Annotated in this window: 21 protein-coding genes and 1 riboswitch; of the genes, 7 read left to right on the forward strand and 14 right to left on the reverse strand. The window is 67.6% G+C overall.

Annotated elements, in window-relative coordinates:
• Positions 1-44 precede the first annotated feature (44 nt).
• Entirely contained in the window at positions 45-1,667 is a 1,623-nt protein-coding gene (locus ELEN_RS04925; RefSeq protein ID WP_009304874.1) for an FAD-binding protein, read from the reverse strand.
• 243 nt (positions 1,668-1,910) lie between these two features.
• Here ELEN_RS04925 and ELEN_RS04930 point away from each other — a divergent pair, with 243 nt between their 5' ends.
• Complete coding sequence (locus ELEN_RS04930; protein ID WP_009304873.1) at positions 1,911-3,410, forward strand: helix-turn-helix transcriptional regulator; 1,500 nt, start codon at positions 1,911-1,913, stop codon at positions 3,408-3,410.
• A gap of 607 nt (positions 3,411-4,017) precedes the next feature.
• Here ELEN_RS04930 and ELEN_RS04935 read toward each other — a convergent pair.
• Positions 4,018-5,556, reverse strand: coding sequence for a YfcC family protein (locus tag ELEN_RS04935; RefSeq protein ID WP_009304872.1), 1,539 nt, complete (start codon positions 5,554-5,556; stop codon positions 4,018-4,020).
• Complete coding sequence (locus ELEN_RS04940) at positions 5,553-6,770, reverse strand: M20 metallopeptidase family protein (protein WP_009304871.1); 1,218 nt, start codon at positions 6,768-6,770, stop codon at positions 5,553-5,555. Before ELEN_RS04940 ends, ELEN_RS04935 begins: the two co-directional genes overlap by 4 nt.
• A 199-nt stretch (positions 6,771-6,969) precedes the next feature.
• Between ELEN_RS04940 and ELEN_RS04945 the strand changes: the two genes are divergently transcribed.
• Positions 6,970-8,451 carry a response regulator transcription factor gene (locus ELEN_RS04945; protein ID WP_015760329.1) on the forward strand — a complete coding sequence of 494 codons (1,482 nt, stop codon included), beginning with the start codon at positions 6,970-6,972 and terminating at the stop codon, positions 8,449-8,451.
• 93 nt (positions 8,452-8,544) lie between these two features.
• Positions 8,545-8,865, forward strand: a complete 321-nt coding sequence (locus tag ELEN_RS04950; RefSeq protein WP_009304869.1) for a DUF1292 domain-containing protein — start codon at positions 8,545-8,547, stop codon at positions 8,863-8,865.
• A gap of 22 nt (positions 8,866-8,887) precedes the next feature.
• Here ELEN_RS04950 and ELEN_RS04955 read toward each other — a convergent pair whose 3' ends face one another.
• Positions 8,888-9,082 (reverse strand): hypothetical protein, encoded by a 195-nt coding sequence (locus ELEN_RS04955; protein ID WP_009304868.1) that lies wholly within the window; start codon positions 9,080-9,082, stop codon positions 8,888-8,890.
• Positions 9,083-9,217: 135 nt separating this feature from the next.
• Between ELEN_RS04955 and ELEN_RS04960 the strand changes: the two genes are divergently transcribed.
• Positions 9,218-9,436, forward strand: a complete 219-nt coding sequence (locus ELEN_RS04960; RefSeq protein WP_009304867.1) for a helix-turn-helix domain-containing protein — start codon at positions 9,218-9,220, stop codon at positions 9,434-9,436.
• A gap of 10 nt (positions 9,437-9,446) precedes the next feature.
• Here ELEN_RS04960 and ELEN_RS04965 read toward each other — a convergent pair whose 3' ends face one another.
• The 5 genes from ELEN_RS04965 to ELEN_RS04985 are packed head-to-tail and all read right to left on the reverse strand — an operon-like array spanning position 9,447 to position 13,074.
• The gene (locus ELEN_RS04965; protein WP_009304866.1) at positions 9,447-9,860 is read right to left on the reverse strand and encodes a pyridoxamine 5'-phosphate oxidase family protein; all 414 of its coding nucleotides are present in this window, start codon (positions 9,858-9,860) and stop codon (positions 9,447-9,449) included.
• A gap of 42 nt (positions 9,861-9,902) precedes the next feature.
• Positions 9,903-10,697: an energy-coupling factor transporter transmembrane component T family protein gene (locus tag ELEN_RS04970; protein ID WP_009304865.1), complete on the reverse strand. Its 795-nt coding sequence runs from the start codon at positions 10,695-10,697 to the stop codon at positions 9,903-9,905.
• Positions 10,690-11,667 carry an energy-coupling factor transporter ATPase gene (locus ELEN_RS04975; RefSeq protein WP_009304864.1) on the reverse strand — a complete coding sequence of 326 codons (978 nt, stop codon included), beginning with the start codon at positions 11,665-11,667 and terminating at the stop codon, positions 10,690-10,692. Before ELEN_RS04975 ends, ELEN_RS04970 begins: the two co-directional genes overlap by 8 nt.
• Entirely contained in the window at positions 11,643-12,464 is an 822-nt protein-coding gene (locus tag ELEN_RS04980) for an energy-coupling factor transporter ATPase (protein WP_015760330.1), read from the reverse strand. The genes ELEN_RS04975 and ELEN_RS04980 overlap by 25 nt, the downstream gene beginning before the upstream one ends.
• Positions 12,465-12,468: 4 nt before the next feature.
• Positions 12,469-13,074, reverse strand: coding sequence for an ECF transporter S component (locus ELEN_RS04985; protein ID WP_015760331.1), 606 nt, complete (start codon positions 13,072-13,074; stop codon positions 12,469-12,471).
• Between the two features lie 137 nt (positions 13,075-13,211).
• Positions 13,212-13,387: riboswitch (FMN riboswitch) on the reverse strand.
• A gap of 150 nt (positions 13,388-13,537) precedes the next feature.
• Between ELEN_RS04985 and ELEN_RS04990 the strand changes: the two genes are divergently transcribed.
• Both ELEN_RS04990 and ELEN_RS04995 read left to right on the forward strand, forming a co-directional pair.
• Positions 13,538-14,038, forward strand: coding sequence for an L-2-amino-thiazoline-4-carboxylic acid hydrolase (locus tag ELEN_RS04990; RefSeq protein WP_015760332.1), 501 nt, complete (start codon positions 13,538-13,540; stop codon positions 14,036-14,038).
• A 104-nt stretch (positions 14,039-14,142) separates the two neighbouring features.
• Entirely contained in the window at positions 14,143-15,591 is a 1,449-nt protein-coding gene (locus ELEN_RS04995; RefSeq protein WP_015760333.1) for an alanine/glycine:cation symporter family protein, read from the forward strand.
• Between the two features lie 137 nt (positions 15,592-15,728).
• On the opposite strand, the gene ELEN_RS05000 is transcribed toward ELEN_RS04995, so the two are convergent.
• The 5 genes from ELEN_RS05000 to ELEN_RS05020 all read right to left on the reverse strand — a co-directional run bounded on the left by ELEN_RS05000 (position 15,729) and on the right by ELEN_RS05020 (position 21,793).
• Positions 15,729-17,027 (reverse strand): IS256 family transposase, encoded by a 1,299-nt coding sequence (locus ELEN_RS05000; RefSeq protein WP_227101377.1) that lies wholly within the window; start codon positions 17,025-17,027, stop codon positions 15,729-15,731.
• Between the two features lie 375 nt (positions 17,028-17,402).
• Entirely contained in the window at positions 17,403-18,092 is a 690-nt protein-coding gene (locus ELEN_RS05005) for a membrane protein (RefSeq protein ID WP_015760334.1), read from the reverse strand.
• 28 nt (positions 18,093-18,120) lie between these two features.
• Positions 18,121-18,639, reverse strand: a complete 519-nt coding sequence (locus tag ELEN_RS05010) for a cytochrome c3 family protein (protein WP_015760335.1) — start codon at positions 18,637-18,639, stop codon at positions 18,121-18,123.
• A gap of 69 nt (positions 18,640-18,708) precedes the next feature.
• Positions 18,709-20,994, reverse strand: a complete 2,286-nt coding sequence (locus ELEN_RS05015; RefSeq protein ID WP_015760336.1) for a molybdopterin-containing oxidoreductase family protein — start codon at positions 20,992-20,994, stop codon at positions 18,709-18,711.
• 16 nt (positions 20,995-21,010) lie between these two features.
• Entirely contained in the window at positions 21,011-21,793 is a 783-nt protein-coding gene (locus ELEN_RS05020) for a 4Fe-4S dicluster domain-containing protein (RefSeq protein ID WP_015760337.1), read from the reverse strand.
• 237 nt (positions 21,794-22,030) lie between these two features.
• On the opposite strand from ELEN_RS05020, the gene ELEN_RS05025 reads away from it, so the two are divergent.
• Positions 22,031-23,518: a helix-turn-helix transcriptional regulator gene (locus ELEN_RS05025; RefSeq protein WP_015760338.1), complete on the forward strand. Its 1,488-nt coding sequence runs from the start codon at positions 22,031-22,033 to the stop codon at positions 23,516-23,518.
• Positions 23,519-23,633 lie beyond the last annotated feature (115 nt).

A 23,633-nucleotide genomic window follows, 5' to 3' on the forward strand; every position in this document is an offset into this window, starting at 1 on the left:
CCGCCGGGAGGGGGAGGCGGCGCGCGAGGATGGGCGGTGCGGGGCTACTTGCCGGCGACAGCGCGTCCCACCACGTAGCCCTGCGTGTGGCAGCGGCCGAGGGAGAGGCCGGGCACCGTCATGGGGTAGTCGGGGCTGCCGAAGAAGTTGCCGGCGCAGTTGCCGATGGAGTACAGGCCCTCGATGGGCGCCCCGTCCTTGTCGAGCACCTGCATGTCGGCGTTCACGTTCACGCCGTGGATGATGGTGGACAGGCCGATGCGGCGGTGGATGCCGTAGAACGGCGGCGTCACGATGGGCTTGAGCCACTTCGCCGCCTTGCCCATGTCCTCGTCGACGCCCAACGCGCACAGCTCGTTGTAGCGAGCGACGGTCTTCGCGAAGGCGGCGACGTCGGTCAGGCCGAGCTTCTCTCCCAGCTCCTCGATCGTGTCGGCCGCGTAGGTGTTGATGAGCGTGTCGTACACGCCTTCCTTCTCGCCCTCGACCTCGGGCATGTAGTTCACCATGGCCTCGGGCGGGATGAGGGCCCCGGGCCAGTCGGCGCAGTCGGTCATGTAGTTGCTGTCGAACACCTGGGTGTACCAGCCCTGGTCTTCCTCGCTTTTGAGGAAGTTGCCCATCGTGGCCATCTCGGAGCGGTTCTCGTTGCAGAAGCGCGTGCCGTCGTTCTTCACGCACAGGAAGGGCATGTCGGCCATCGACCCTGGGCCGGCGTCGAAGTCGTGGAGCACCTTCGAGCCGCACACGTCCTCCATGCGCCCGCCGGCCCATACCATCATCTTCTGCCCGTCGCCGGTCTTGTTCTGCTCCTTGCGGTAGATGTTCGCCATCTCCGCTTCGTAATAGGCCATCATCTCGTCGTCGTTCTCGTAGTCGCCCGTGGCGATGATCACGCCTTTGGACGCGTTGAACTGGATGTAGCCGTCCTTGCCCTCGGCGACCACGCCCGTCACCGCGCCGCCGTCGTTCTGCACGAGCTGCGCGGCAGGGGTGGAGTAGAAGATATCGACGCCCTGCTGCTCGGCGTAGTCGGCGATGTCGCGCATGCCGTTGCCCGTGTTGTAGGGCTTGGGGCCGAAGTCGAAGGCGAAGTACGTGATGTCGTACCCGTCGATCTGCTTGATGGGCCCCGTCCACTTCGCGGTGGAGTCCACCACCTGCGCGCCCGCCTTCTGGGCGATATCCCACAGCCACTGCAGCGCCTCGCCGGAGTTGTACGCCCAGAGGCGCACCTGCTCGCGATCGGACCGGTGGCAGCAATCCTCCGTGATGAGCGACACGACGGCCTCGACCCCGGCGGGGTCGGTCTGGTCCAGGATGATGGAATCGCAGGTGTTGCCCTGCGAGATGGCCGTGGCCTCCTTCTGCAGCAGCGCCACCTTCGCGCCCGCCTCGAAGGCGGACAGCGCTGCGGGCACGCCTGCGGCGCCGGCTCCCACGACCACGACGTCGTAGTCCTTCGTCTCCAAGATATCGGTGATGGGCTCCGGCTTCGCGAAGAAGCTGGGCAGCCCGTCCTCGGCCGCGGCGCCCGCGTTGGCGGATGCGGCCGTGCCGGCGGCGCTTCCCTGCGGCGCGCACGCGCTCAGCATGGATGCCCCGGCGGCGCCGACGGCGGCGACGCCTCCGAATTTGAACAGGTCGCGACGTGAAATGGTGCTCATGAGTTGATTCCCTCCTCGGTCGGTGCGGTTCGTCCCCTGCGGAACGGGCCCCACCATAGGGCAGCGGGCGGAATGCGCGCATCGACCGCACGAGGATTCGCAGGCTTAAAAATCGTAACCCCCGCGCATAACCCCCTGTTTTGCTCGGACGATGCAAAACCACCCGTCGCGCGGTTTCTCGGTTCGGGGCGTTTCGTCTATAATCGCCCCGAGGCTTGACGGGACGAAGGGGAGCTCCTCGACATGTCGGTGGAACGGGAAGATCATCAAGAAGAATCTCAGGAAGCGCCGGTCCGGAGGCGGTCGCGGCTGTTCTGCGGCGCGATCGCGGTGCCGGTCGCCTTTTTGGGTTTGGGCGTGTATCGCGCGTGGATCGAGATCATGTTCGTGGGGTCGTTCGTCGATTTCCCCGCAGTGGCGTTCTCGGGGCGGGACCTGTTCGACCTGACCATGGTGGTGACCGCGGTCGCCTGCACGCTGCTCGCGCGCAGAATCGGGCCGTTCTTCGACAAGCCGGCCGTCTACGCCCTGTGCGCCGCGACGCTGACGGCGTCCACCGTGCTCATGTTCGCGTCGTGCTGGCTGCCCGGCATCGCGCCGGCGGTGGGGGTGCCGGCCACGCTGCTGGGAGGGTTCGGCATCGCCTTGCTCATCCTGTTCTGGAGCGAGCTGTACGGCTGCCTGAACCCCTTGCGCGTGGCGCTGTACTATTCGGCGTCCATCGTGGTGGGCGCGCTTGTGCTGTACGTGTACCGCGGGTTCATGCTGCCGTGGCTGTTCGTGATGACGTCCCTGCTGCCGGCGGCGTCGCTCGTGCTGCTGCGCCGCGGGTTCGGCAGCCTCCCGACGGCCGAGCTGCCCTCGACGTCGTGGACGCGGTTCTCGGTGCCGTGGAAGGCGGTGCTGTTCATGGCGGCCTACGCGTTCGCGTACGGGCTCATGGAGGGCGGGCTGTACGCCGGCGCGTTCGGACCGCATTCCGCGCCGGGGACGCTGGCGGTGGGCGTGCTCGTGTTTTTGGGCGTGGCGGTGCGCGGCGGGCGCTTCGACTTCGGCATCATCTACCGGGTGGCGCTGCCGCTCATGGTGGTGGCGCTGTTCCTGCTTCCCACGCTCGGGCACGTGCAGGGTATGGCCGCCAGCTTCTGCGTCTCCGCCGGGTACACGGCGCAATCCGTCCTCATCATGCTCATCATGGCGAACATCTGCTACCGCTACGGCGTGTCGGCCCTGTGGCTGTTCGGCATCGAGCGCAGCGTGCGGCAGGTGTCCATGTGGTTGGGGCGGCTCGTGGCCGACGGCGCGCAGTCGTTCGACGTGCTGGGAGGCAACGGCGAGCTGTTCATCTCGCTGTTGACGGTGGTGGCCATCGTGACCGCAACCACCATCCTGTTCTCGGAGCGCGACCTGTCCAGCCGCTGGGGCGCGAACTTCCTGGCGGGAGGCACCGACTCGGCCGCGATGATACGCAAGCAGGAGCTGGCCGACCGCTGCGCCGAGGTCGCGCGCGCCTACAAGCTGTCCACCCGCGAGGAGGAGGTGCTGTTGCTGCTGGCCCAGCGCAAGACGGTGGGCATCATCGAGCGCGAGCTGTTCATCGCGAACGGGACGGCGAAGGCCCACGTGCGCCACATCTACCAGAAGCTCGACATCCACACGCGCCAGGAGCTGTTCGACCTGTTGGGCGTCGAAGCGCGCGAGGGCGGCAAAGGCGCGGGTGCGACGGCCGACGAGGGGCTGTAAGGCGCCGAGCGTCCGCGCATCGTGGTAGCGCCGAGGTCGGTCGCGTCGCTTCGCCGCTGCGCGTCTGCGGCGAAGCGCTCGGAGAGGCGGCCCGTTCGCGTTTCGGATCACTCGGCGATCGAGGAACCGCTGAGCGATACGGGGAGCCTTCGCGAGCGCTAGCTTTCCGCCGCCGTGACAGGGGGAGGGGAGTCTATGCGCTTCCGTCGTCGACCATGATCGGCATGTTTCGTGCGGGCGCGCTTCCCGATGTCGGCGTGAAAGCGAAATTCCCTTTTTTTGCACAATAATCCGCGACGTGCGGTGGTTGGCAGGGTTTTGGGAGGCTCTCGGAGCTTCGGAATGCGCCCCTGGCGAGTGACGGCTGTCGTTTCCCCAGTTCGCGCGATCCCTGGAAGCATTGGGAGGGTTGTAAGGCTGCGCACGTCGCGGTTTTTTGCTCATTTGGGAGAGTTTTTGCGTGCAGAAGCCGCGCAGAGCCTCCCGCCTCCAGCCTCCGAACGCGAGAAAGCGAGCCCAGGCCGGGGCTCGCTTTCTCGCAAAGACGGGTCGATGCCCGAATATGCGCCGCCGCGAAGGAGGACGCGGCGGCGCGCCAAGGGGCCGGCTACATGATGAGCATCGCCGCGGTCAGCACCACCACGAGCACGATGCCGGTGACCACGATCACCTTCATCACCCACTTGAGCATGGTGGCGTACTGCACCTTCGCCAGCGCGAGGCCCGCCAGCACGGCGCCGTTCAGCGGCGTGATGATGGCCACGAGGCCGTGGGCGGCCACGTAGATCATGACCATGACCTCGGCCGAGAAGCCCAGGCCGTTCGTCAGCGGCCCCATGATGGGCATCGCCAGCGTGGCCATGCCGGAGCTCGAGGGGATGGCGAACGACAGCACGAAGTAGAACAGGAACGTGGCGGGCGCGAAGATGAAGGCGGGCACGCCGGACAGCGCGTTCGCGGCGTTCGTGAGGATGAACGTGTCAAGTTGCGTCTCGCCCATGATGACGGCGACGGAGCGCGCAAGCGCGATGACGAGCGCGACGCTGACCATCTCGGCGCAGCCGCCGAGGAACGTCTTCACGATGTCCTTGCCCGCGAAGCGCGCGAAGATGCCGATGACGATGGCCATGAGCAGGAACCACGCCGTGGCCTCGTTGAAGTACCACATGCCCAGCGGCACGCCGGTGAGCACCGCGCTCCAGGCGCCCGCCGGGTCGTCGACCGAGCCGCCGGCCATGAAGACGTCGATGCCGAAGTTCTGCCACGGTACGAAGCCGACGATCATGACGACGAACGTGAGCGCGAACAGCACGAGCACGACCTTCTGCTTGCCGGAGAGGACGGCCGAGAACGCCGGGTTCTCCGCATCCTCCTCCATCTGGCCGTACTCCTTCTCGGACTCCTCCTGCTCCTGCAACGACAGGAACGTGGAGCCTTTGTCGGCCTTGACCTTCTTGGCGTAGCGCATGACGAAGAAGATGGAGATGGCCTCGGCGATGACGAACAGCACGAGCCCGAAGCCGATGATGACGCCCTGGTCGATGGCGATGCCCATGTCGGTGAGGGCGGCGGTGGCCACGCCGACGGAGAACGGGTTCACCGTGGAGCCGATGCAGCCCGCGCCCGCGCCCAGCAGCACCACGAGCGCGCCGGTGAGCGTGTCGAAGCCCGCGGCGTACATGGTGGCGGCCAGCAGGATGTAGAACGGCACCGTCTCCTCCATCATGCCGTAGGTGGAGCCGCAGATGCCGAACAGCAGCATGAGGATGGGGATGAGGACGAGCTCGCGGCCCTTGAGGGCGCGTACGAGCGTGGCGACGCCGGTGTCGAGCGCGCCGGTCTTGTTCACCATGGCCAGAAAGCCGCCCAGCACGAGCACGAACACGCACACCTGCATGGCGCTCGAGAAGCCGAGCACCGGGGAGGTCAGAACGTCGGCGAACGACGCTCCGGTTACCTCGCTCGTGAAGAACGACATCGCCACGGTGACGAGCGCCACGACGATCAGGCACGCCACGAGGATGATGAAGGAGTCCGGTGCGCCTTTCTTCTTGCGCTTCTTCTTGCCGCCGGGCTCGGGGGCCGCGGCGACGGGCGCGCCCTCGGCGGCTTCCGTCGCCAGCTTCTGGTTCTCGCTCTCGCTCATCGCTCGTTCTCCTTGTCGTCGCGCGCTCGGGCTTCCAGCCAGCGCAGGGCCATCGTTGCGGTCATCGCCGCGCCTTCGACGAACACGCTCTCGTCGAACACCACGCGGGAGTTGTGCACGGGGTAGCGCACGCCTTCGTCCTCCGAGCCGGTGCCCATGACGAAGTAGGTGGTGGGCACGGCCTGCGAGATGACGCTCATGTCGTCGGAGCCCGAGATGGGCTTGTCGAGGATGGTGACGGGGCGGCCGGTGAGGTCCTCCACGTAGCCGATCAGCTCGTCGGTGAGATCGGGGTCGTTGTACACGCTCGGCACGCCGCGGAGGAACCGCACGTCGACGCTGCCGCCGAAGCCCTCCGCGATGCCGCGGCACATCGCCTCCATGCGCTCCTTGAGATGCGCGCGGGTGCCCTCGTCGATGGTGCGCAGGGTGCCCAGCAGGTGCACGTCGTCGGGAACGATGTTGGCGGCCGTGCCGCCGTTGATGGCACCGAACGTGATGACCGCCTGGTCGTTCGGGTCGAGCTCGCGCGCGATGAGGTTCTGCGCGCCGAAGAAGATATGGCAGGCGATGTTGAACGGGTCCACCAGCTGGTGCGGGCGCGAGCCGTGGCCGCCCTTGCCGTGCACGACGATGTCGATGTCGTCGATGGACGAGAAGCCGGTGCCCGGGCGCGTGGCGATCTCGCCCAAGCGGTAGTCGAACGGCATGAGGTGGATGGCCGTGGCGGCGTCGACGTGCGGGTTCTCCAGCACGCCCGCGTTGATCATGGCCTCGTTGCCGCAGATCTCGTCGGGCGCGCAGCCCTCCTCGTCGGGCTGGAACATGAGCTTCACGCAGCCGGGCAGCTCGGCCTCGCGGCCTTTCAGGATGCGGGCGGCGCCCAGCAGCATGGCGGTGTGCGTGTCGTGCCCGCAGGCGTGCATGTAGTCGGTCGGGGAGGCGAAGGGCAGCCCCGTCTCCTCCTTGATGGGCAGCGCGTCCATGTCGGCGCGCAGCATGAAACAGCGGCCCGCCGACGGGTCGCCGATGGTGGCCACGAGGCCGCCCGGCACGATCTCTTCCGGTTCGAGACCGATTTCCCGCAGACGCTCGGCCACGTAGGCCGTCGTTTGAGGGAGGTCGAACCCGATTTCGGGATGCTCGTGCAGCCAGCGGCGGTCGGCGATGATGTCGCCTTCCAGCGCTTTGGCTTCTTCCAGGACACTCGTCATACGATGATGCCTCCTTCGCTCGAGGCGGGCGGGGCTCCCTTGCGTTGGGGAATCCCGTCCGTTGCCTGCACCCCGCGTGCGGGGCGCCTTCTGCGGGGTACAATACGGAGGCGAGGCGGGGGTGATCGTCACCCCGCTGGCGTTACGCGAGGACAAACGGTAGGTTTTCGACGGTAAACGGTAGAGAAACGGGGGCGAAATGCGGAATGCGGAACGGACCGCCAGCGGGCGGAACGCCGGCGGCGAGCCTTCTCGCCCCGCCGTCGCGCGCGATCGGCTGATCGACGCGCGCAGCCTCGTGGCCGTGTGTGCCCTGTCGCTGTCCACGTTCGTGCAGAACGGCTACGTGTACCCTCCCTTCAACGCGGTCGTGCCGTGGGGGTTCGCGCTGTGCGGGCTTCTGTACGGCGCGGCGTTCGGGTTGTGGGCGTTCGCGGCGCACCGCAGCGGCTCGCCGCTGCCGGTGCGGGCCGTGACGGTCGGCGCGCTGGCGGCGCTCGCGGCGGGATGCGGGCTGTGGATGCTCGGCGTGCAGAACGGCTACGCGTCGGCGCTCGGCGTTCCGGGTGCGGCGCTGCTGTCGTGCGGGCGCAGCTGGGCGGTCATCGTGGCGGGGCTGTCGCTCACGCGCCTGCGCCCGCGCGGCGTGCTCGTCACCATGGCCGGCGGCGTGTGCCTGTCCTACGCCGTCTACCTTGTGCTCGACCCGCTGCTGGCCGCCTGCGCGCCGGTCGTCTACGCGCTCCTGCCCGCCGTCGCCCTCGCGGCCGTGGCGGGCCCCGTCGCGCGCCTGCGCGACGCGCTGCCGGACGGCGCCCCTCCCAGCGAGCTGGCGCTGACGAACCCGGGTTCGTTCCCCGGGCCGTTCAACCGGCTGTTCGTGTGCATCTTCCTGTTCGAGGTGGCGTTCGGCCTGTCCATCACGTTCGGTGCGGGCCCGACGGCCTGGTGGCAGAGCGCAACGTGCGGCGTCGCGCTGCTGGCGCTGGCCGCATGGTGCGCGCGCACGCAGCGCGCGTCGCGCGAGGACGCGCTGTTCCACGTGTCGGGGCTGCTCGTGGTGTTCGGGTTCTTCGTCTCGGCCGCGCAGACCGCCGTGCTCGGGTCGGTGGCCCTCGGCGCGCTCACCGTGGGCGCGCAGATGTTCAGCGTCCTCACCTGGGCGACGCTCGCCATCATCGCGGCGCGCAACCCCTCGGGCGGCATCGCGGCCCTCGGCCAGGGCTTCTGCGCCTCGAACCTCGGCGCCACGACGGGCGTCGTGCTGGGGCATCTGCCCGTCGCCGCCGACGCCGCGGGCGCCGACGTGCGCCTGCTGCTGTTCGCGCTCGTGGCCGCCGCCTTCGTCGGGTACGTATGGATCGGGCTCAAGGACTTCAGCTTCTCGGCAGCCATCCGCGGCGTGAAGCCGGTGGAGGAGGTGGAGGCGCCCGCCGCTCCCGAGGCCGCCATCGACACGCGCTGCGCGCACCTGGCGTCCGTCCACGGGCTCACCGAGCGCGAGGGGGAGGTGTTCGCGCTGCTGGCGCGCGGGCGCAACGGCGCGTTCATCCAGGAGGAGTGCCGCGTGACGCGCAACACCGCCAAGACGCACATCCGCCACATCTACCAGAAGCTGGGCGTGCACACGCAGCAAGAGCTCATCGACCTGGTGGAAAGCGGACGCGACTTCATCGTCTAACGCTTGTCTGTCGTTGCCGGCGCGCACCTGCGCATCGGGCGGCGCTTGTGGTACCCTAACGCCAACGATCAAGCTGAAGGTAAGGAGCCTACGATGCGCGAAGGAAGCGCTCCCAATTTCTGCCCGCCGACCGAGGAGGGCGTCACCCTTGTGCTCGAGGACGAGACGGGCGAGCAGACGGAACTCGAGTTCCTCGGCCTCATCTTGCACCACGACCGCAGCTACGGCTTCTTCTTCCCCGTAACAGAAGACGAGCCCGTGGGCTCGTCCGGCGAGGTCGTGCTGCTTGAGGTGACCGAGCTCGACGAAGACGGCCAACCTGCGGCCTTCGAGTTCGTCGAGGATGAAGCGGTGGCGGCCGAGGTCTACGAGGACTTCCGCACCGCCACGAAGGACCTGTACGACTTCGCGTAGCCGTACCGGCTTGGCGCGCGCGTCAGCGGCCGAGCGGGTCCCAGCCCGTCGGGGGCTTGACCCGCTCGGATTGCGCGATGGCCGCCACGTACATGATATCGTGGTTGATCGCTTGCTCCAGGCGGCACACCTCTTCCTCGGTCTCGGCGTATTCGAAAATGCGCGCTGCCGCGCGTCTGATCGTGTCCATCAATTCTTCGTACTCGGTTCCGCTCATGTGCGACCTCCGGCGATCTTGCCCTCAAGCAATGACCCTCTCGATAAACTCATAGTACAAACCTCTTGTTTTATTGACGGTCTGTAAACTATAGTTTACGACTTTTCCTCCCGCCGGGACTAGCCTTTAACCGGCATGGAGAACACTTCACTAAAAACTCAGCTCGGAACCAATATCGCGAGGCTCCGCGCGAGCGCGAACGTGTCGCAAACGTCCTTCGCTCTCATGGTGGGCGTCAGCCGCAAATACCTCATCGATATCGAAAGCGGAAAAGCGAATCCGACGGTCGACATGCTCGAGCGCATCGCGGGCGGCTTGGACACCACCGTGGGCCAGCTGTTCGAGGGTCTGTGAGGGGTCGCCGCTACAGCTCGACGGGGTTCCAGCTTCCGTCGATGTCGCACAGCCATGCTTCGGGATCGCGCACGGTGAAGAACGTGAGCGTCTTGTCGTCCGGCCCCTCGTAGCTCTCGCCGAGCCCCGTCATGTGCTCGTACCCCGCACGACGAACCTCATCGTTCGCCCGATCTTCGAGAACAGCTTCCCCCCGCATGATAACCCAGCCGCTGCCCGGTTTCCAGGCGGTCAATTCAAACTTTGGGTTGAGCTCCAGCTCGCGGTACACGTCCTTCGTGGTGGCGGTGCAGAACCAGATCCGGCCGTCCTGCACGGCGGCGAAGCTGAAGGGGCGCACGTGCGGCTGATCGCCCTCGCAGGTGGCCAGGTACCAGGCCGGGACGCTCGTGAGGTAGTCGACGATGGTGTTCGTTCCGTTCATGGGGGTTCCTTTCGGTTGGGATAGGGCGGCTTCGGAGCGGTCCTACCAGGGGATGAAGTTGGTGGCCACGACGCAGGCCAGCATGGCGACGATGACGACGACGCCGTTGCGGTCGAGCGCGGTGAACGCGAGGGGATGCAGGCGCGTGCGGCCGACGCCGCCGTGGTAGCAGCGGGCCTCCATGGCCGACGACAGCGTTTCCGCGTGGCGGAACGCGCTGGTGAACAGCGGCACCATGAGGGAGGCGAGCATGCGCAGCCGCCCTTTGGAGAACGTGGCGCCGCGGCTGATCTGCGCGCGGTACACGGTTTGCAGCTCGAAGGTGAACTGGGGCAGGAAGCGCAGGGCGATGCCCATCATCATGGACAGCTCGTGCGCCGGCACGCCGATGCGGCTGAAGGGGTGCAGCAGGTACTCGAACGCATCGGTGATGTCGAGCGTGGCGGTGGTCAGGGTGAGCAGGCTCATCCCCAGCAGCAACAGCAGCAGGCGGCAGGCGATGAAGGCCGCCTGCCACAGGCCCGCCTCGCTGATGCGGATGATCCACCACTCGAACAGCACCGTGCCGCCCTGCACGAAGAACACGTTGAGCAGGGCGGTGACCACCACGATGAACGCGAGCGGCGCGATGGACTTGAACGCCGAGCGGATGGGGATGCCCGCCAGCCTGAAGAAGCCGAACACGAACGCCGCGCACACCGCGAGCCCGAGAAACGACTGCGCGACGAACACCACCGCCATGAGCGCGAGCGCCAGCAGCAGCTTCGCGCGCGCGTCCATGCGATGCAGCGGGCTCGTGCCCGGCCAGTAGCGTCCGATGACCGCGATGTCAGGCATGAGGGGCCTCCGAGGCTTCGACGGCCGCGCGGTAGGCGCCCGCCAGCTCGTCCGCCAGCGCTTTCACGTCGTACAGCTTCGACGGCAGCTCCACGCCCGCTACGCGCAGCTCGTCGGCCAGCTTCTGGGGGGCGGGCACGTCCAAGCCGATGGCGCGCAGCCCCTCGCCGTGCGCGAACACCTCGGACGGCGTGCCGAACGCGAACTGCCGGCCCTCGTTCAGCACGAGCACGCGGTCGGACAGGCGGGCGAGGTCGTCCATGCTGTGCGACACCATGACCACGGTGAGCCCGCTGCCGTGCAGCTGGGCGATGAGGTCGAGGAACTCCTCGCGCGCCACGGGATCGAGGCCGGCCACCGGCTCGTCCAGCACGAGGACGCGCGGCTCCATGGCCAGCACGCCCGCGAACGCCACGCGGCGCTGCTGGCCGCCCGACAGCTCGAAGGGGCTCTTGTCGCCCAGCTCGGCGATGTCGAGGCGCACGCTTTCCAGCGCGGCGGCCACGCGGCGCTCCACCTCGTCGGCGGACAGCCCCAGGTTGCGGGGGCCGAACGCCACGTCCTCGCGCACGGTGGCGGCGAACAGCTGGTACTCGGGATACTGGAACACGAGCCCCACCTTGCCGCGACAGGCCTGCGCCGCGCGCTTGTCGGCCAGGTCCTGGCCGTCCAGCAGCACGCGCCCGCGCGTGGGGCTCACCAGCCCGTTCATGTGCTGGATGAGGGTGCTCTTGCCGCTGCCGGTGTGACCGGCGATGCCGAGGAACTCGCCGTCCTCCAGCTCGAACGTGATATCGCGCAGCGCCCACACGGCGTCGGGGTCGCCTCCCCAGGCCGGCTTGCCGCGCTCGAGCGAGGGGGCGTCCTCGATCACGCCGGCCTCGCGGCGGCGCTTCGCCCGCGACTTCCGCTTCTCCTGGCGGGCGGGGTCGGCGTACGAGTAGCTTACGCCTTCGAAAGCAATCGGCACAGCTCCTCCTTCAACGTGGTCGTCTCGATGTGCATGCCCACGGGCACGCCGCGCCGCCCCAGCTCGAGCGACAGCTCGGCGGCGAACGGCAGGTCGAGGTTGAGATGTTCCAGCAGCTCGGCCTGCACGAGCACGTCCTGCGGCGTGCCGTCGCAGGCGACGCGGCCCTCTTCCAATACGATGACGCGGTCGGCCTGCGCGGCTTCCTCCATGAAGTGCGTGATCATGACGACGGTCATGCCGCGGTCGTGCAGCTCGTGGCACACGCGCATGAGGCCCTTGCGGCCGCGCGGGTCGAGCATGGCCGTGGCCTCGTCCAGGATGAGGATCGAGGGCTCCATGGCCAGCACGCCGGCGATGGCGACGCGCTGCTTCTGCCCGCCCGACAGCGCCGCGGTCTCGCGTTTGTCGAAACCCTGCAGCCCCACGTCCGCCAGCGCGTCGGCCACGCGCTGGCGCAGGTCGTCGGTGGGCACGCCCAGGTTCTCGGGGCCGAAGGCCACGTCGTTCTCGATGAGGCTGGCCACCAGCTGGTCGTCGGGGTTCTGGAACACCATGCCCGCATGGCTGCGGATGAAGTAGGTGGACCGCTCGTCGCGCGTGTCGTGGTCGAGCACGGTGACGCTGCCTTCGTCGGGCACGAGCAGCGCGTTGATGTGCTTGGCCAGCGTCGACTTGCCCGAGCCGTTGCCGCCGAGGATGCACACGAACTCGCCCGGGGCGATGCGCGCGTCCACGCCGTCCAGCACGAAGCGGTCGCCGTCGTACGTGAAGCCTGTTCCCTTGAACTCGATCATGCGGTTAGCGTCCCTTCACCTGCTTCTTCTTGGGTGTGATCAAATTGGAGATGCTCTTGTACACGATGAGCGTGAGCACCGCGTTGATGCCGGCCTTGATGAGGTTGAACGGCGTGAGGATGGGCAGGATCATGGCCACGACGGCGTCGAGCGGCACGCCCAGCCACATCGGCGTGATGACGAGGTTGCCCAGGATGGCCATGACGGTGGCCGTGATGGCGCTCAGCACGAGGCCGACGACGCCGCTCTTGAACGTGCGCGAACGGCGGTACACGAGCGCGGCGGGCAGGATGAAGCCGGCCACCACGAGGATGTTCATGACGGCGCCCGAGAAGTCGGCCATGAGGATGCCGTGGATGACGGCGCCCACGACGCCCACCGCGAGGCCGGCCGCCGGGCCGAAGGCGAAGCCGCACACCATGGCGGGCATGGCGGAGGCGTCGTACTTGAGCCAGGTGACGCCGGGTAGCAGCGGGAACTCCACGAACGACAGCAGCACGCCGATCGCGCACATGAGCGCCATCGTCACGAGCTGGCGGGTGTCCCACTTGTTGGTGTTGGTGAATTCGTACGTGTCCTGGGCGTTGGTGCCCGGTGCGTTGCCGGTCATGGCAACCCCTTTCTCTTGCAGGCCGTGACGTTCGGGTCACGTTTCCCGGCCTAAAGAGAAAACGAGCCCGTATGAATTCCTTCCATACAGGCTTCTTGGGGTCCGAGCCGACGCACGCGGGGCGTGGTCGACGCGGATCTCTGCCTCTTCCATCCGGACTATACCGTTGGTTCCGGAATCGCACCGGAATCAGCCTGCAACCGCACTCCCTATCGGGGACGTTCGCAGGGTCGCGGACTCCCGGCTCGCCGATGCGGGGCATCGCGGCCGGATTACCGCCAGTGAGGAATTGCACCTCGCCCTGAAACAGAATCCATGCGCTGCATTGTAGCGACCTTGTTGCCGTCTGGCAACCACGCAATGACCGAATGGGGGACAATGCGCAGGTTTTGTGGGTTGGGCGGCGCCTCGTTGCCGTATAATCGCAGCAACGAAGAGGGTCCGGCACGAAGGGGAGGGCACCATGGCCGAGAGCAGAATCGTCAACGAACCGCGCAGCAAGAACCCGCTCGTCAAGGCCATCCGCGAGCTGCTGGAGCATCGCGCGCTGTGGCTGTACCTGCTCACCGACGAGGCGGCGAAGGCGGGCGCCGACCCGGCCGCGTTCGCGCCGGCGGCCGTGAAGCGCTGCGGGTTGTTCCAGGGCGCGGAGCTGGTCGCGAAGGGCGGCGGCACGAACAGCCTGAAGAGCCTCAAGAAGGGCCTGTTCGGCAAGCCTGCGCAGATGGTGTTCGAGATGGACGTGAAGGACGTGCAGGATGACCGCTTCGAGCTGGAGTTCCACTACTGCCCGCTCGTGAAGGCGTGGCAGAAGCAGGGCTGCACCGACGAGGAGATTTCCAACCTCTGCGACTGGGCCATGTGCGGCGACCGCGGCATCGGCGAAGCCTACGGCTGCGACCTCGACCTGCCCAAGACCATCGCCCGCGGCGACGACGTCTGCCATTTGATCTACCACCGCTAAAAAGGCGGCCGCAAGAAGCCTCGGCCTGCGCCGGGGTAACCGTTTGTGGACGGCAGGCGTTGTTTTTCCTGATCGGGCGAACTCCGGGGTAGAATAGCGGAATTATGTTCGAACTACTCAACACCATCGACGCATTCGTATGGGGCCCCGCGATGATCGCGCTTCTGCTGGGGTCTCATCTGTTCTTCACCTTCAAGACGGGGTTCATCCAGCGCAAGCTGCCGCAGGCCATCAAGCTGTCGCTGTCGAGCGACCCCGAGGGCAAGGGCGACATCAGCCACTTCGGCGCGCTGGCCACGGCGCTGGCCGCCACCATCGGCACCGGCTCCATCGTGGGCGTGGCCACGGCCATCCTCGCGGGCGGACCGGGCGCGGTGTTCTGGATGTGGATCACCGGCGTGTTCGGCATCGCCACGAAGTACGCCGAGGTGTACGCGGCCGTGAAGTACCGCGTGCGCGACCACAACGGCGCCATGCTCGGCGGCGCCATGTACATCTGGGAGCGCGCGTTCAGGCGCAACGCCGAGGGCAAGCGCGACCCGAGCCCCGGCGGGCACACTCCCTGGTGGGCGAAGCTCGGTGCCGTGGCGTTCGCCGCGTTCGCCGCCATCGCGGCCATCGGCACCGGCTCGGCCGTGCAGGCGTCGGCCATGTCCGGCATCATCACCTCGAACGTGGACGTCCCCGCGTGGGTCGTCGGCGTGATCATCGTGGTGCTGGTGTCCGTGGTCATCTTCGGCGGCGTGCAGTCCATCTCGAAGGTGTGCGAGCGCCTCGTTCCCATCATGGCCGTCGCCTACGCGGGCGGCTGCCTCGTCATCCTCGCGTTCAACTGGGCGCTCATCGGCGACGCGCTGGGGCTCATCCTGGAATGCGCGTTCACCTCGAAGGCCGCGTTCGGCGGTGCGGTGGGCTCGGGCATCATGATGGCGCTGCAGTTCGGCTGCGCGCGCGGTTTGTTCTCGAACGAGTCGGGCCTGGGGTCGGCCCCCATCGTGGCCTCGGCGGCCTCCACGCGCAACCCGGCGCAGCAGGCGCTCGTGGCGATGACCGGCACGTTCTGGTCCACCGTGGTCATCTGTGCGCTCACGGGCATCGTGCTCGTGTCCACGATGCTGGCGAACCCCGACATCGCGTCGTCCATCATGGCGAATCCCACCGTCTACTCCGGCGCGATGCTGGCCAGCGAGGCGTTCGCGAAGATCCCCTACATCGGCACGCCCATCCTCGTGCTGGGCATGGTGGCGTTCAGCTACACCACTATCCTCGGCTGGTCGTACTACGGCAACCGTTGCATCACGTACCTGTTCGGGCGTTACGCCATCCGTCCGTACCAGGTGATCTACGTGGCCGTGGCCTTTCTCGGCGCCATCGGCGTGGGCGACATCGTGTGGACGATCTCGGACATCGGCAACGCGCTCATGGCCATCCCCAACATCATCGTCGTGCTGCTGCTGAGCGGCATGATCGCGCGCGAGACGCGCCACTACGTGTACGACGGCAACCTCGACGAGGTCGACGACACGCCCATCCCGCAGCTGGAGGGGAAGTAGCGCCGCGACGCCGGGCGCTGCGCTCGCCCGCCTTGCGCGGGGAGGGCGGTTGCCGCGGGAATCGGCAGGCCGCGTCCCGAATCGTGGTGTATCAGGGCCATCGCCGGAGAATCGCCGGCACCCTTGCGAGGTGAATCTTAGCCTTCGTCCTCCTTCGGGTCAATGGCGCTCCCTATGATCTTGCGCGCCGCCTCGCGGGCGGCGAGCACCTCGGCCTCGCCGGGGGCCTCGCGCTCCTGGGCCTTCCAGGCGTGCGCGAGCGAGGGCCTGGAGATGACGCAGCGCGCCGACCACTCCTCGTCGGCCTCGATGAGCGCCGCTCCCACCAGGCGGATGAGCGACTCGCGCGAGGGGAACCCCTGCACGACGCGCGTCCTGCGCTTGATCTCGCGGTTGGCCCTCTCCTGGACGTTGTTGGTGCGGATCTTGGTGCGGTGCGTGGCCGGGAACGCCAGGTAGGCGAGCGCCGCCTCCTCGGCCTCCAAGAGCACGTTTCCGGCCGCCCTCGAGATCTTCAGCACCTCCTCGGTCGCCTCTTGGTAGCACGCCCGCACGAGGACGGGGCTCTTCTGCGCGAAGACGGCCTTCATGGCCTCGCGCGCCTTTCTCTGGTCGTCCTTCCTGTGGATGCGGCCCGCCACGTTGCGCATGAGGTGCGTGACGCAGCGCTGCCAGGCCGCTCCTTGGAACGTCTCGGCTATCGCCTTCGCGAGCCCTTCGTGGGCGTCCGAGACGACGAGGCGCACGCCGTCGACGCCGCGCGCCCTCAGGCCGGAGAGGAACGCCTTCCACCCGGCGTGGCTCTCCGTGTCCACGCAGTCCACGCCGACGAAGCGCTTGTGGCCCGTGTCGTCGAGCCCGATCGCGGTCACGACGGCCTGGGACGCCGAGCGCCCCTCCACGCGGCACTTCACGTAGGTGGCGTCGAGCCACAGGTAGGCGAAGCGCACCCCGTCGAAGCGCTGCCTCCTGAACGCGTCCACCTCGGCGTCCAGGCACTCGCACAGGCGCGACACCTGCGACTTCGACATCGACCTCACGCCGAGCTCGCCCGCGACGGCCTCCACCTTGCGCGTCGATATCCCCATGACGTACATCTCGGCCACCGCCGCGACGAGCGCCCGGTCCACCCTGCAGTAGCGCTCGATCAGGTCCTCGGGGAAGAACGAGCCTCGGCGCAGCTTCGGAATCTTGAGGGTGACGTCGCCCGCGGCGGTCGAGAGCCCCCGCTCCCGGTAGCCGTTGCGCGAGTTGACGCGCCCCTCGTCGCGCTCCCCGTAGGGGGCGTTGCACGCCTCGTCGGCCTTCGCCGACATCGCGGCGTTCGCCAGGAGCTCGAGCATCCTGCGCCCGAAGGCCTGCAGGTCGGTGCATTCCTCGAGGATCGCGAACGCGAGCCCCTTCACTTCGGGGTCGTTGAATAGTAGAGTGTCCATAGCGGGCATCGCCTTCCTTCGAATCTGTCTTTTGTGGTGATTGACGATTCTAGACGATGTCCGTTTTTCTCGGGCAGGCTTCGCCCGCCCTCCAGAAACGGATTGATACACCAACTTTCGGGACGCTACCAATCGGCATCGGCCCGACACGGGAATCGCGGAATTCTAGGCAATTTTGACGTTTTGCGCACGATCGAGGGCTGCGGTGTCCGAGGCGGCAAAACTGACCTGGGGCGATGCTCGCCCCTGTTCCGCGGCGGGGAGCCGAAGGGCCGAAATCGTACGCAAAACGAAAAAATTGCTTACTTCGGGCGAATTTCCGTGCCCGACGGCGTGCCCGGCTCCAAGCGAGCTCGAAGCCGGGCGCTCGAAGCTCTACGGCGTCGCGGGCCGCGCCCGCTTCGCGCGCAGGTGCGTCGCCGCGCGCAGCGCAACGTAGACCAGCATGATCGCCGTGTACGCGGCGATGCTGAACGCGGCTTTCTGCCCGCTCGACGAGACGGTGGGCGCCAGCACCAGCACGAGGTGCGCGTACGTCAGCCCGAAGAACGCGTAGGCGGTTTTCTGCAGGCGCTTCCACGCGTCGGAGCTCATGCGGGTTTTCACCGCGTTGAACGACGTGACGGTGAGCGCCGCCAGCAGCACGATGAGCAGGCTCGACACGACGAACGACGCGACCATGCCCGCCGACATCCCGGCGAACCCCGACAGGATGTCGGCCAGGTACGTGCCCAGGTAGTTCGCCACGTGCCCGACGGTCAGGATGGCGGCGATGATGGACAGCTCGCCGCGGATGGGCATGAGCATCTGGCGCGCCTTCGACCCTTCGGGCAGCGCCCCGATGTACATGACGAGCGCGAACAGGGCGAACCCGAGCAGGCACCGCGTGAGGTACGGGTACACCGCGGCGGCGAACTCGCGCGAGACCCCGAACAGCACCCCTGACAGGAACAGCACGTCGACGGCCACGGCCACGATGTAGAACGACACGGCGTAGCGCTTGATCTGCCTGTGCAGCGCGCACGCGAACAGCACGCTTATGAGAATCGCCAGCAACACCTCCATGGGAACCTCCTTTCCAGCCTCCCGGCCGTTAGCGGACCACCCAGCCGGCAGGCACGTCGGCGTCGCTGTGGCATTGCGCGCACTGCATGACCGACGCGGTGTGCGACTTGTGGCACGTGCCGCACGCCAGCTCCTCGTGGAAATTGCTATGCGGGTTGTACTCCCGCTGCGCGGTGATCCGCGCCAGGCTGTCCTGCCCGATGTCGTGGCACGATCCGTTCATGCAGAACGCGTTGTCGAACTGCCGCTGCTCGAGCGGCAGCGCGTAGCCGCCCGCCACCCACGTCACGCCCTCGGCCAGCTGCTCGCTGAGCGTGGGCACGTGGCAGTCGAGGCAGCTGACGTCCGCCACGCGATGCGAGGCGGCCAGCAGCGTGGCATCGTCGGCGTAGTAGTCCTCGACGTACGGGTCCATGGGCGTGTGGCAGATGGCGTTGCAGAAGCTGGGCTGCTCGTGCCATACCCAGAACCCCGCGCCGGCCGCCACGACGACCGCCGCCGCCACCCCGAGCGCGATGAGCCTCTTGGTTCTCTTCCGATCGTTCATGATTCCCTCCTTGACGCCCCGCCCGCGCGGCATGCGCGGCGCGGGCGGGGCCGCTGATCCGTTGGCTGGCTACTGGCTGACGAGGCGTCCCTTGCCGGTGGCCTCGACCTCGCACAGGCCGCACCTGAACGGCGGGAACCCGGTGATGGGATCGAAATCGCGCGTGGTCAGCAGATTCACGTTCGCCTGGTGCCATCCGTGGAAGATGTCGACCATGCCGGCGTGCACGAGGTTCGTCACCTCGGCCTTCATCTCGATCTCGTTCTGGTGGTTGAACACGCGCACCACGTCGCCGGTGCCGATGGAGCGGTCGCGCGCGTCCTGGGGGTGCAGGCGCACGACGGGCTCGGGCATGAACTGGTTGAGCCAGGGGATCTCGCGCAGCTTGGAGTGCGTGTAGTAGGGCAGGCGCGACCCCGCGTTCAGCACGAGCGGGTAGCGCTTGTCCTCCTCGGTGGGCGCGTAGGGGGTGTGCACCGGCTCCTCGTACACGGGAAGCCCCTCGTAGCCGAAGCCCTTGAGGATCTCGGAGTCGAACTCCAGCTTGCCGGACGGCGTGTTGAAGCCGGGCTGCCCGTCCTTGCGCAGCTTGCCCGCAGCGTGCTTGCCCTCCTCGTTCGGCGATCCGGGGATCTCCAGGCCCTCGGGGTTCGCGCGCAGGTCGTCGAGCGTGACGTCGAGGCCCGCCGTCTGCAGGATGTTGTCGAGGGCCGCTTCCACGTCGCCGCCGAAGCACTGCTCCTCGAAGCCCAGCTTGCATCCCAGGTCGAGCATGATCTTCCAATCCTCGCGCGCCTGCCCGGCCGGCTGGACGCACGGCTCGCGGAAGAACAGCTTGCGGCCGTAGGCGGCGAAGGGGGCCATGCGCTCGTGGCACATGGCGGCGGGCAGCAGGATGTCCACGTAGTCGTGGGTCCAGGGGCGCTCGTAGTAGTCCACGGCGGCCACGAACTCCAGCTTGCCGAGGGCTTCCTGGTAGCGGTCCGATTCGGGCCAGATCATCACGTTGCTGGCCACGAGGATGGCGGCCTTGATCTTCCCCTCGTCGATGTACTCGGGCAGCCGCGCCGTCTGGAAGTGCTTGGTGAACGACACCCAGGCGGGGAAATCGTCCTTGTCCACGCGCTTGTCGGCGAAGTTCTGCTCGGTGTAGACGTCCTCGGCGCGGAACTTGGCAGTGGAGGCGCTCACGTCGAGCGGCAGGCCGCCCGAGGCGAACATGACGCCGCCCTTCTTCTCGATCATGCCCATGAGGGCGGGGATCATGAACACGGCGCGCAGCGCGTGGCCCACGTTGGAGGAGTGGGCGAGCCCCGCCGAGCTGGTGACCAGCGCGCTGGGCGCGTTGTCGGCCAGCAGGCGCACGGCCTCTTCCAGCTTGGCCGCGGGCACCCAGGTGATCTCCTCGACCTTCTCGGGCGGGTACTGGGCGGCCAGGTCGGCGAGCCCTTCGTAGCCGTGCGTCCACTCGTCGACGAACTGCTTGTCCACAAGGTTGTCGCGGACGAGGATGTTGATGAACCCGAGGGCCAGCGCGCCGTCGGAGCCGGGCCGCAGCTGCAGGTGGACGTCGGCGAGCCCCATGACGGTGGGCGTGATGCGCGGATCGACGATGACGAACTTGCAGCCGCGCTCCTTCTGGTCCATGAGCTTCGCGTGGCGGTTCGGCTGCGACCAGGCCGCGTTGAGGCTCCAGATCATGCAGCTGCCCGTGTCGTCGCTGGGGTCGGAGCCCGACGAGCTCTGCCCGCGGCCGTACACGAGCTGGGAGGTGATGTTCGTGGCCGTCGAGCACAGCGAGCTTTCGAGGCCGTACGTGGAGCTGCCGAACAGCGTGGCCACGCGCTGGATGGGCGGGCGCGGCTCCTTCGGGTCGCCGCAGTAGAACATCACGGCGTCGGGGCCGTCCTCCTCCTTGACGCGGTTGAACTCGCTGACGATGGCGTCGTAGGCTTCGTCCCAGGTGATGGGCTCCCACTGCGACTGCCCCGTGCCCTTGGGGTTCGTGCGGCGCAGCGGCGTTTGCAGGCGCTTGGGATCGTAGAGCTCCTGGATGCTGGCGAGGCCCTTCGCGCACAGCGGCGTGGTGGGATGGGGCGTGCGCGACTCGACGCGCACGATCTTGCCGTCCTGCACGTAGGCGGTCATGCCGCACTTGGGCACCTGGTTGCACATGTCGCAGTACGTGTAGCGCTTCTCGACGGGGGCGTCGGGGTCCACCGTGCCCTCGGCGTGCGCGATGTCGAAGCCGAACGCGCCGGCCAGCGCGCCCCCGGCGGCCAGGGCGGACGCGCCCTTCACGAACGAGCGGCGGCTGATGTTGCCCTGCATCGTGGTGTCGTTAATCGTGGTCATGGGTGCACCTTCCTTCCTACTCGCTCTTCGCTTCGTCGGCCTTGGCCTGGGCCTTCGCCTTCTTCACCCCGACGCCCACGCCGACGCCGACCGCGGCCACCGCGGCGACGCCTATCGTTGCCGCAACGGGGTCGATGCCGGGAGCCGCCTTCGAGCTTTCGGCATAGGCGCCGCCCGCGGCGGTGGGCAGCAGGCTCTCGTCCATGCCGTTCATGGGCACGTAGTAGAACGACGTCTCGTCCACGCGCACGGCGTCGCCCTGGGCGATGCGCTTGCTGACGTCGCTCTCGGGGTCGTCGAGATCGCCGAAGAAGCGCGCGTGCGCCGGGCAGTTGAGCACGCAGGCGACGGGCAGCCCCTCCTCCGCGCGCTCACGGCAGAAGATGCACTTCTCGACCACGCGCGAGCGCTGGACGCCGTAGGCCTCGTAGGGCGCCTGGGCGTACTCGCCGAAGTAGTTGCCCTTGCCCTCGTTGAGCACGCGCGCGCCGTACGGGCACGCCGACATGCAGTAGCCGCAGGTGATGCACGCGTCGTAATCCACGATCACCACGCCGTCGTCGAGCTTCTGGCTGGCGCCGGTGGGGCAGACCGACACGCATTCGGGGTTCTCGCAGTGCATGCAGGCGTGCGGCAGGTACGCGCGCCCCGCCTCGCCGGCGGCCTCGCCCCATTCCACCGTGTCGAGCTTCACCCAGGATACGCCCGGGCCCTGGTTGTTCTGCAGCTGGCATGCCACGACGCATGCCCCGCATCCCGCGCAGCGCTTGAGGTCGATGAGCATTCCCCATGTCGTCATACGTGACTCCTCTCCTCGATGTCCCCGTGCCCTGCGCCCGTCGCGGCGCAGGGCCGTTGGGGATACTCTGGCAAAGTGCTGGGGAAAGGGGTATCGGAAGCGGTGGATGAGTCTTCGAAACCGCATCGGTTCCGTTATATGATCTTTCGTTTGCCCAGGTGACGGCACGCTGTTCGGGTGCATGCCCATGGGGTAGAATGGAACGCGGGAGATCGTAGGGGATACGAGGGGGCTTCCATGGGGAATCGCACTGCTCTGAAAGACGCGTGGTCGAGCGCGGTCACGCGCGCCAACGTGACGCTCGCCGTGGGGTTCGGCTGCGCGGTGTCGTGGTCGCCCACGCTGCTCACGGCGGCGACGCCGGACAACGTGATGAACGCGCTCGTGAACAAGCCGCCGCACGGCGCCTGCATGCCGTCGCTCGTGGCGGCCGTGCTGGCGTGCCTCGTGCTGTTCCTGGGCGGCCGGCGCCTGTTCGCGGTGCTCGAGCGCACGGTGAAGCCGCTTGCGCTCGGCGTGGCCATGGCGCTCATGGGCGCGGTGTTCGTGCTGCCGCTCGTCACGCGGAACTCCGTCACGGTGACGGGCGACGTGGTCATCGCGGTGGCGGGCGCGCTGTCGGTGGTGCTCTACCTGTTCTGGATGCAGCTGTTCGGCAGGCTCTCGGTGCAGAGCATGTTCCTCACGCTGTTCCTTTCGCAAGTGCTGACCTGCGCCATCAACGCCATCATCTCGATCGCGAACATCTACACGGTCATCGCGACCTCCATCGCGCTGCCGCTCGTGTCGACGGTCTGCCTGCGGGCCGGGCAGCGCGAGCGTGCGGACGGGCGGCCGCCGAGCGCGGCCCCCGCCCCGCGGGAGGGCCGCGGCGCGTCGGTGCGGATGCTCGTGAAGCTGGCGGCCATCGTGTTCGCGTGGGGCGTGATCGACCACCTGTTCCGCAGCGAGTTCGACGCGTTCATGCGCACGCAGGTGACGAGCTCGCCGTTCGCGGTGGCCTACCACGCCGCGGCGTTCGTCGTCGTGGTGGCGGCCGTCGCGTTCGCCTACGCGCTGCTGGCGTACCGCGAACGCTTCCAATTCGGGCATCTGTACCGCATGATATTCCTCTTGGGGCTGGCCAGCATCCTCTTGCTGCCCATCGTGCTGGCGGGGCAGGCGGCTATCGCCGGCTACACGTGCAGCGTCATCATGTACCAGCTCGTGTTCCTGCTCATCTGGGTGATCGCCGCGTCGGCGTTCCGCGATCGCTCGGCGTACGCCCCCGGTTTCTTCGGGCTCGTGTACGGCTTCTGGTCGCTCGGGTCGTTCGGCGGCGCGCTGTTCAGCTCGGTGTTCGTGCAGCACCTCACCATGGACAACGTGCATCTCATCGTGTTCGCGGCCGTGCTCGCGGTGGCGGTGGGCTACGCGGTCGTGTTCACCGAGGCCGACGCGAACGCGCTCGTGCAGATCGTGCCGTTCAAGCACAAGACGCCCTTCAAGGCGAAGTGCCTCTCGGTGGCGCAGACGTACCAGCTTTCGCCGCGCGAGACGGAGATCGCCCTGCTCATCGCGCAGGGGCGCGATTCGGCGCACATCGAGAAGAAGCTGTTCCTGTCGCGCAGCACCGTGCAGACGCACCGCATGCACCTCTACCAGAAGCTCGACATCCACAACCGCCAGGAGCTCCTCGACATCATCGAGGCCGCCGAGGCCGTCGGCGCGTCGTCGGCGCGTTAGGCGAACTCGGCGCCGACGTCGCGGCACGGAAATTTCCGGATCTTAACCAATTTTGACGTTTTGCGCGCCGTCGAGGGGCTTCGGCGCCCTTCTGCGCGCCTCCCGGTTCGGTGGC

Origin of the sequence: Eggerthella lenta DSM 2243, assembly GCF_000024265.1 — a bacterium.
Lineage (GTDB): Bacteria > Actinomycetota > Coriobacteriia > Coriobacteriales > Eggerthellaceae > Eggerthella > Eggerthella lenta.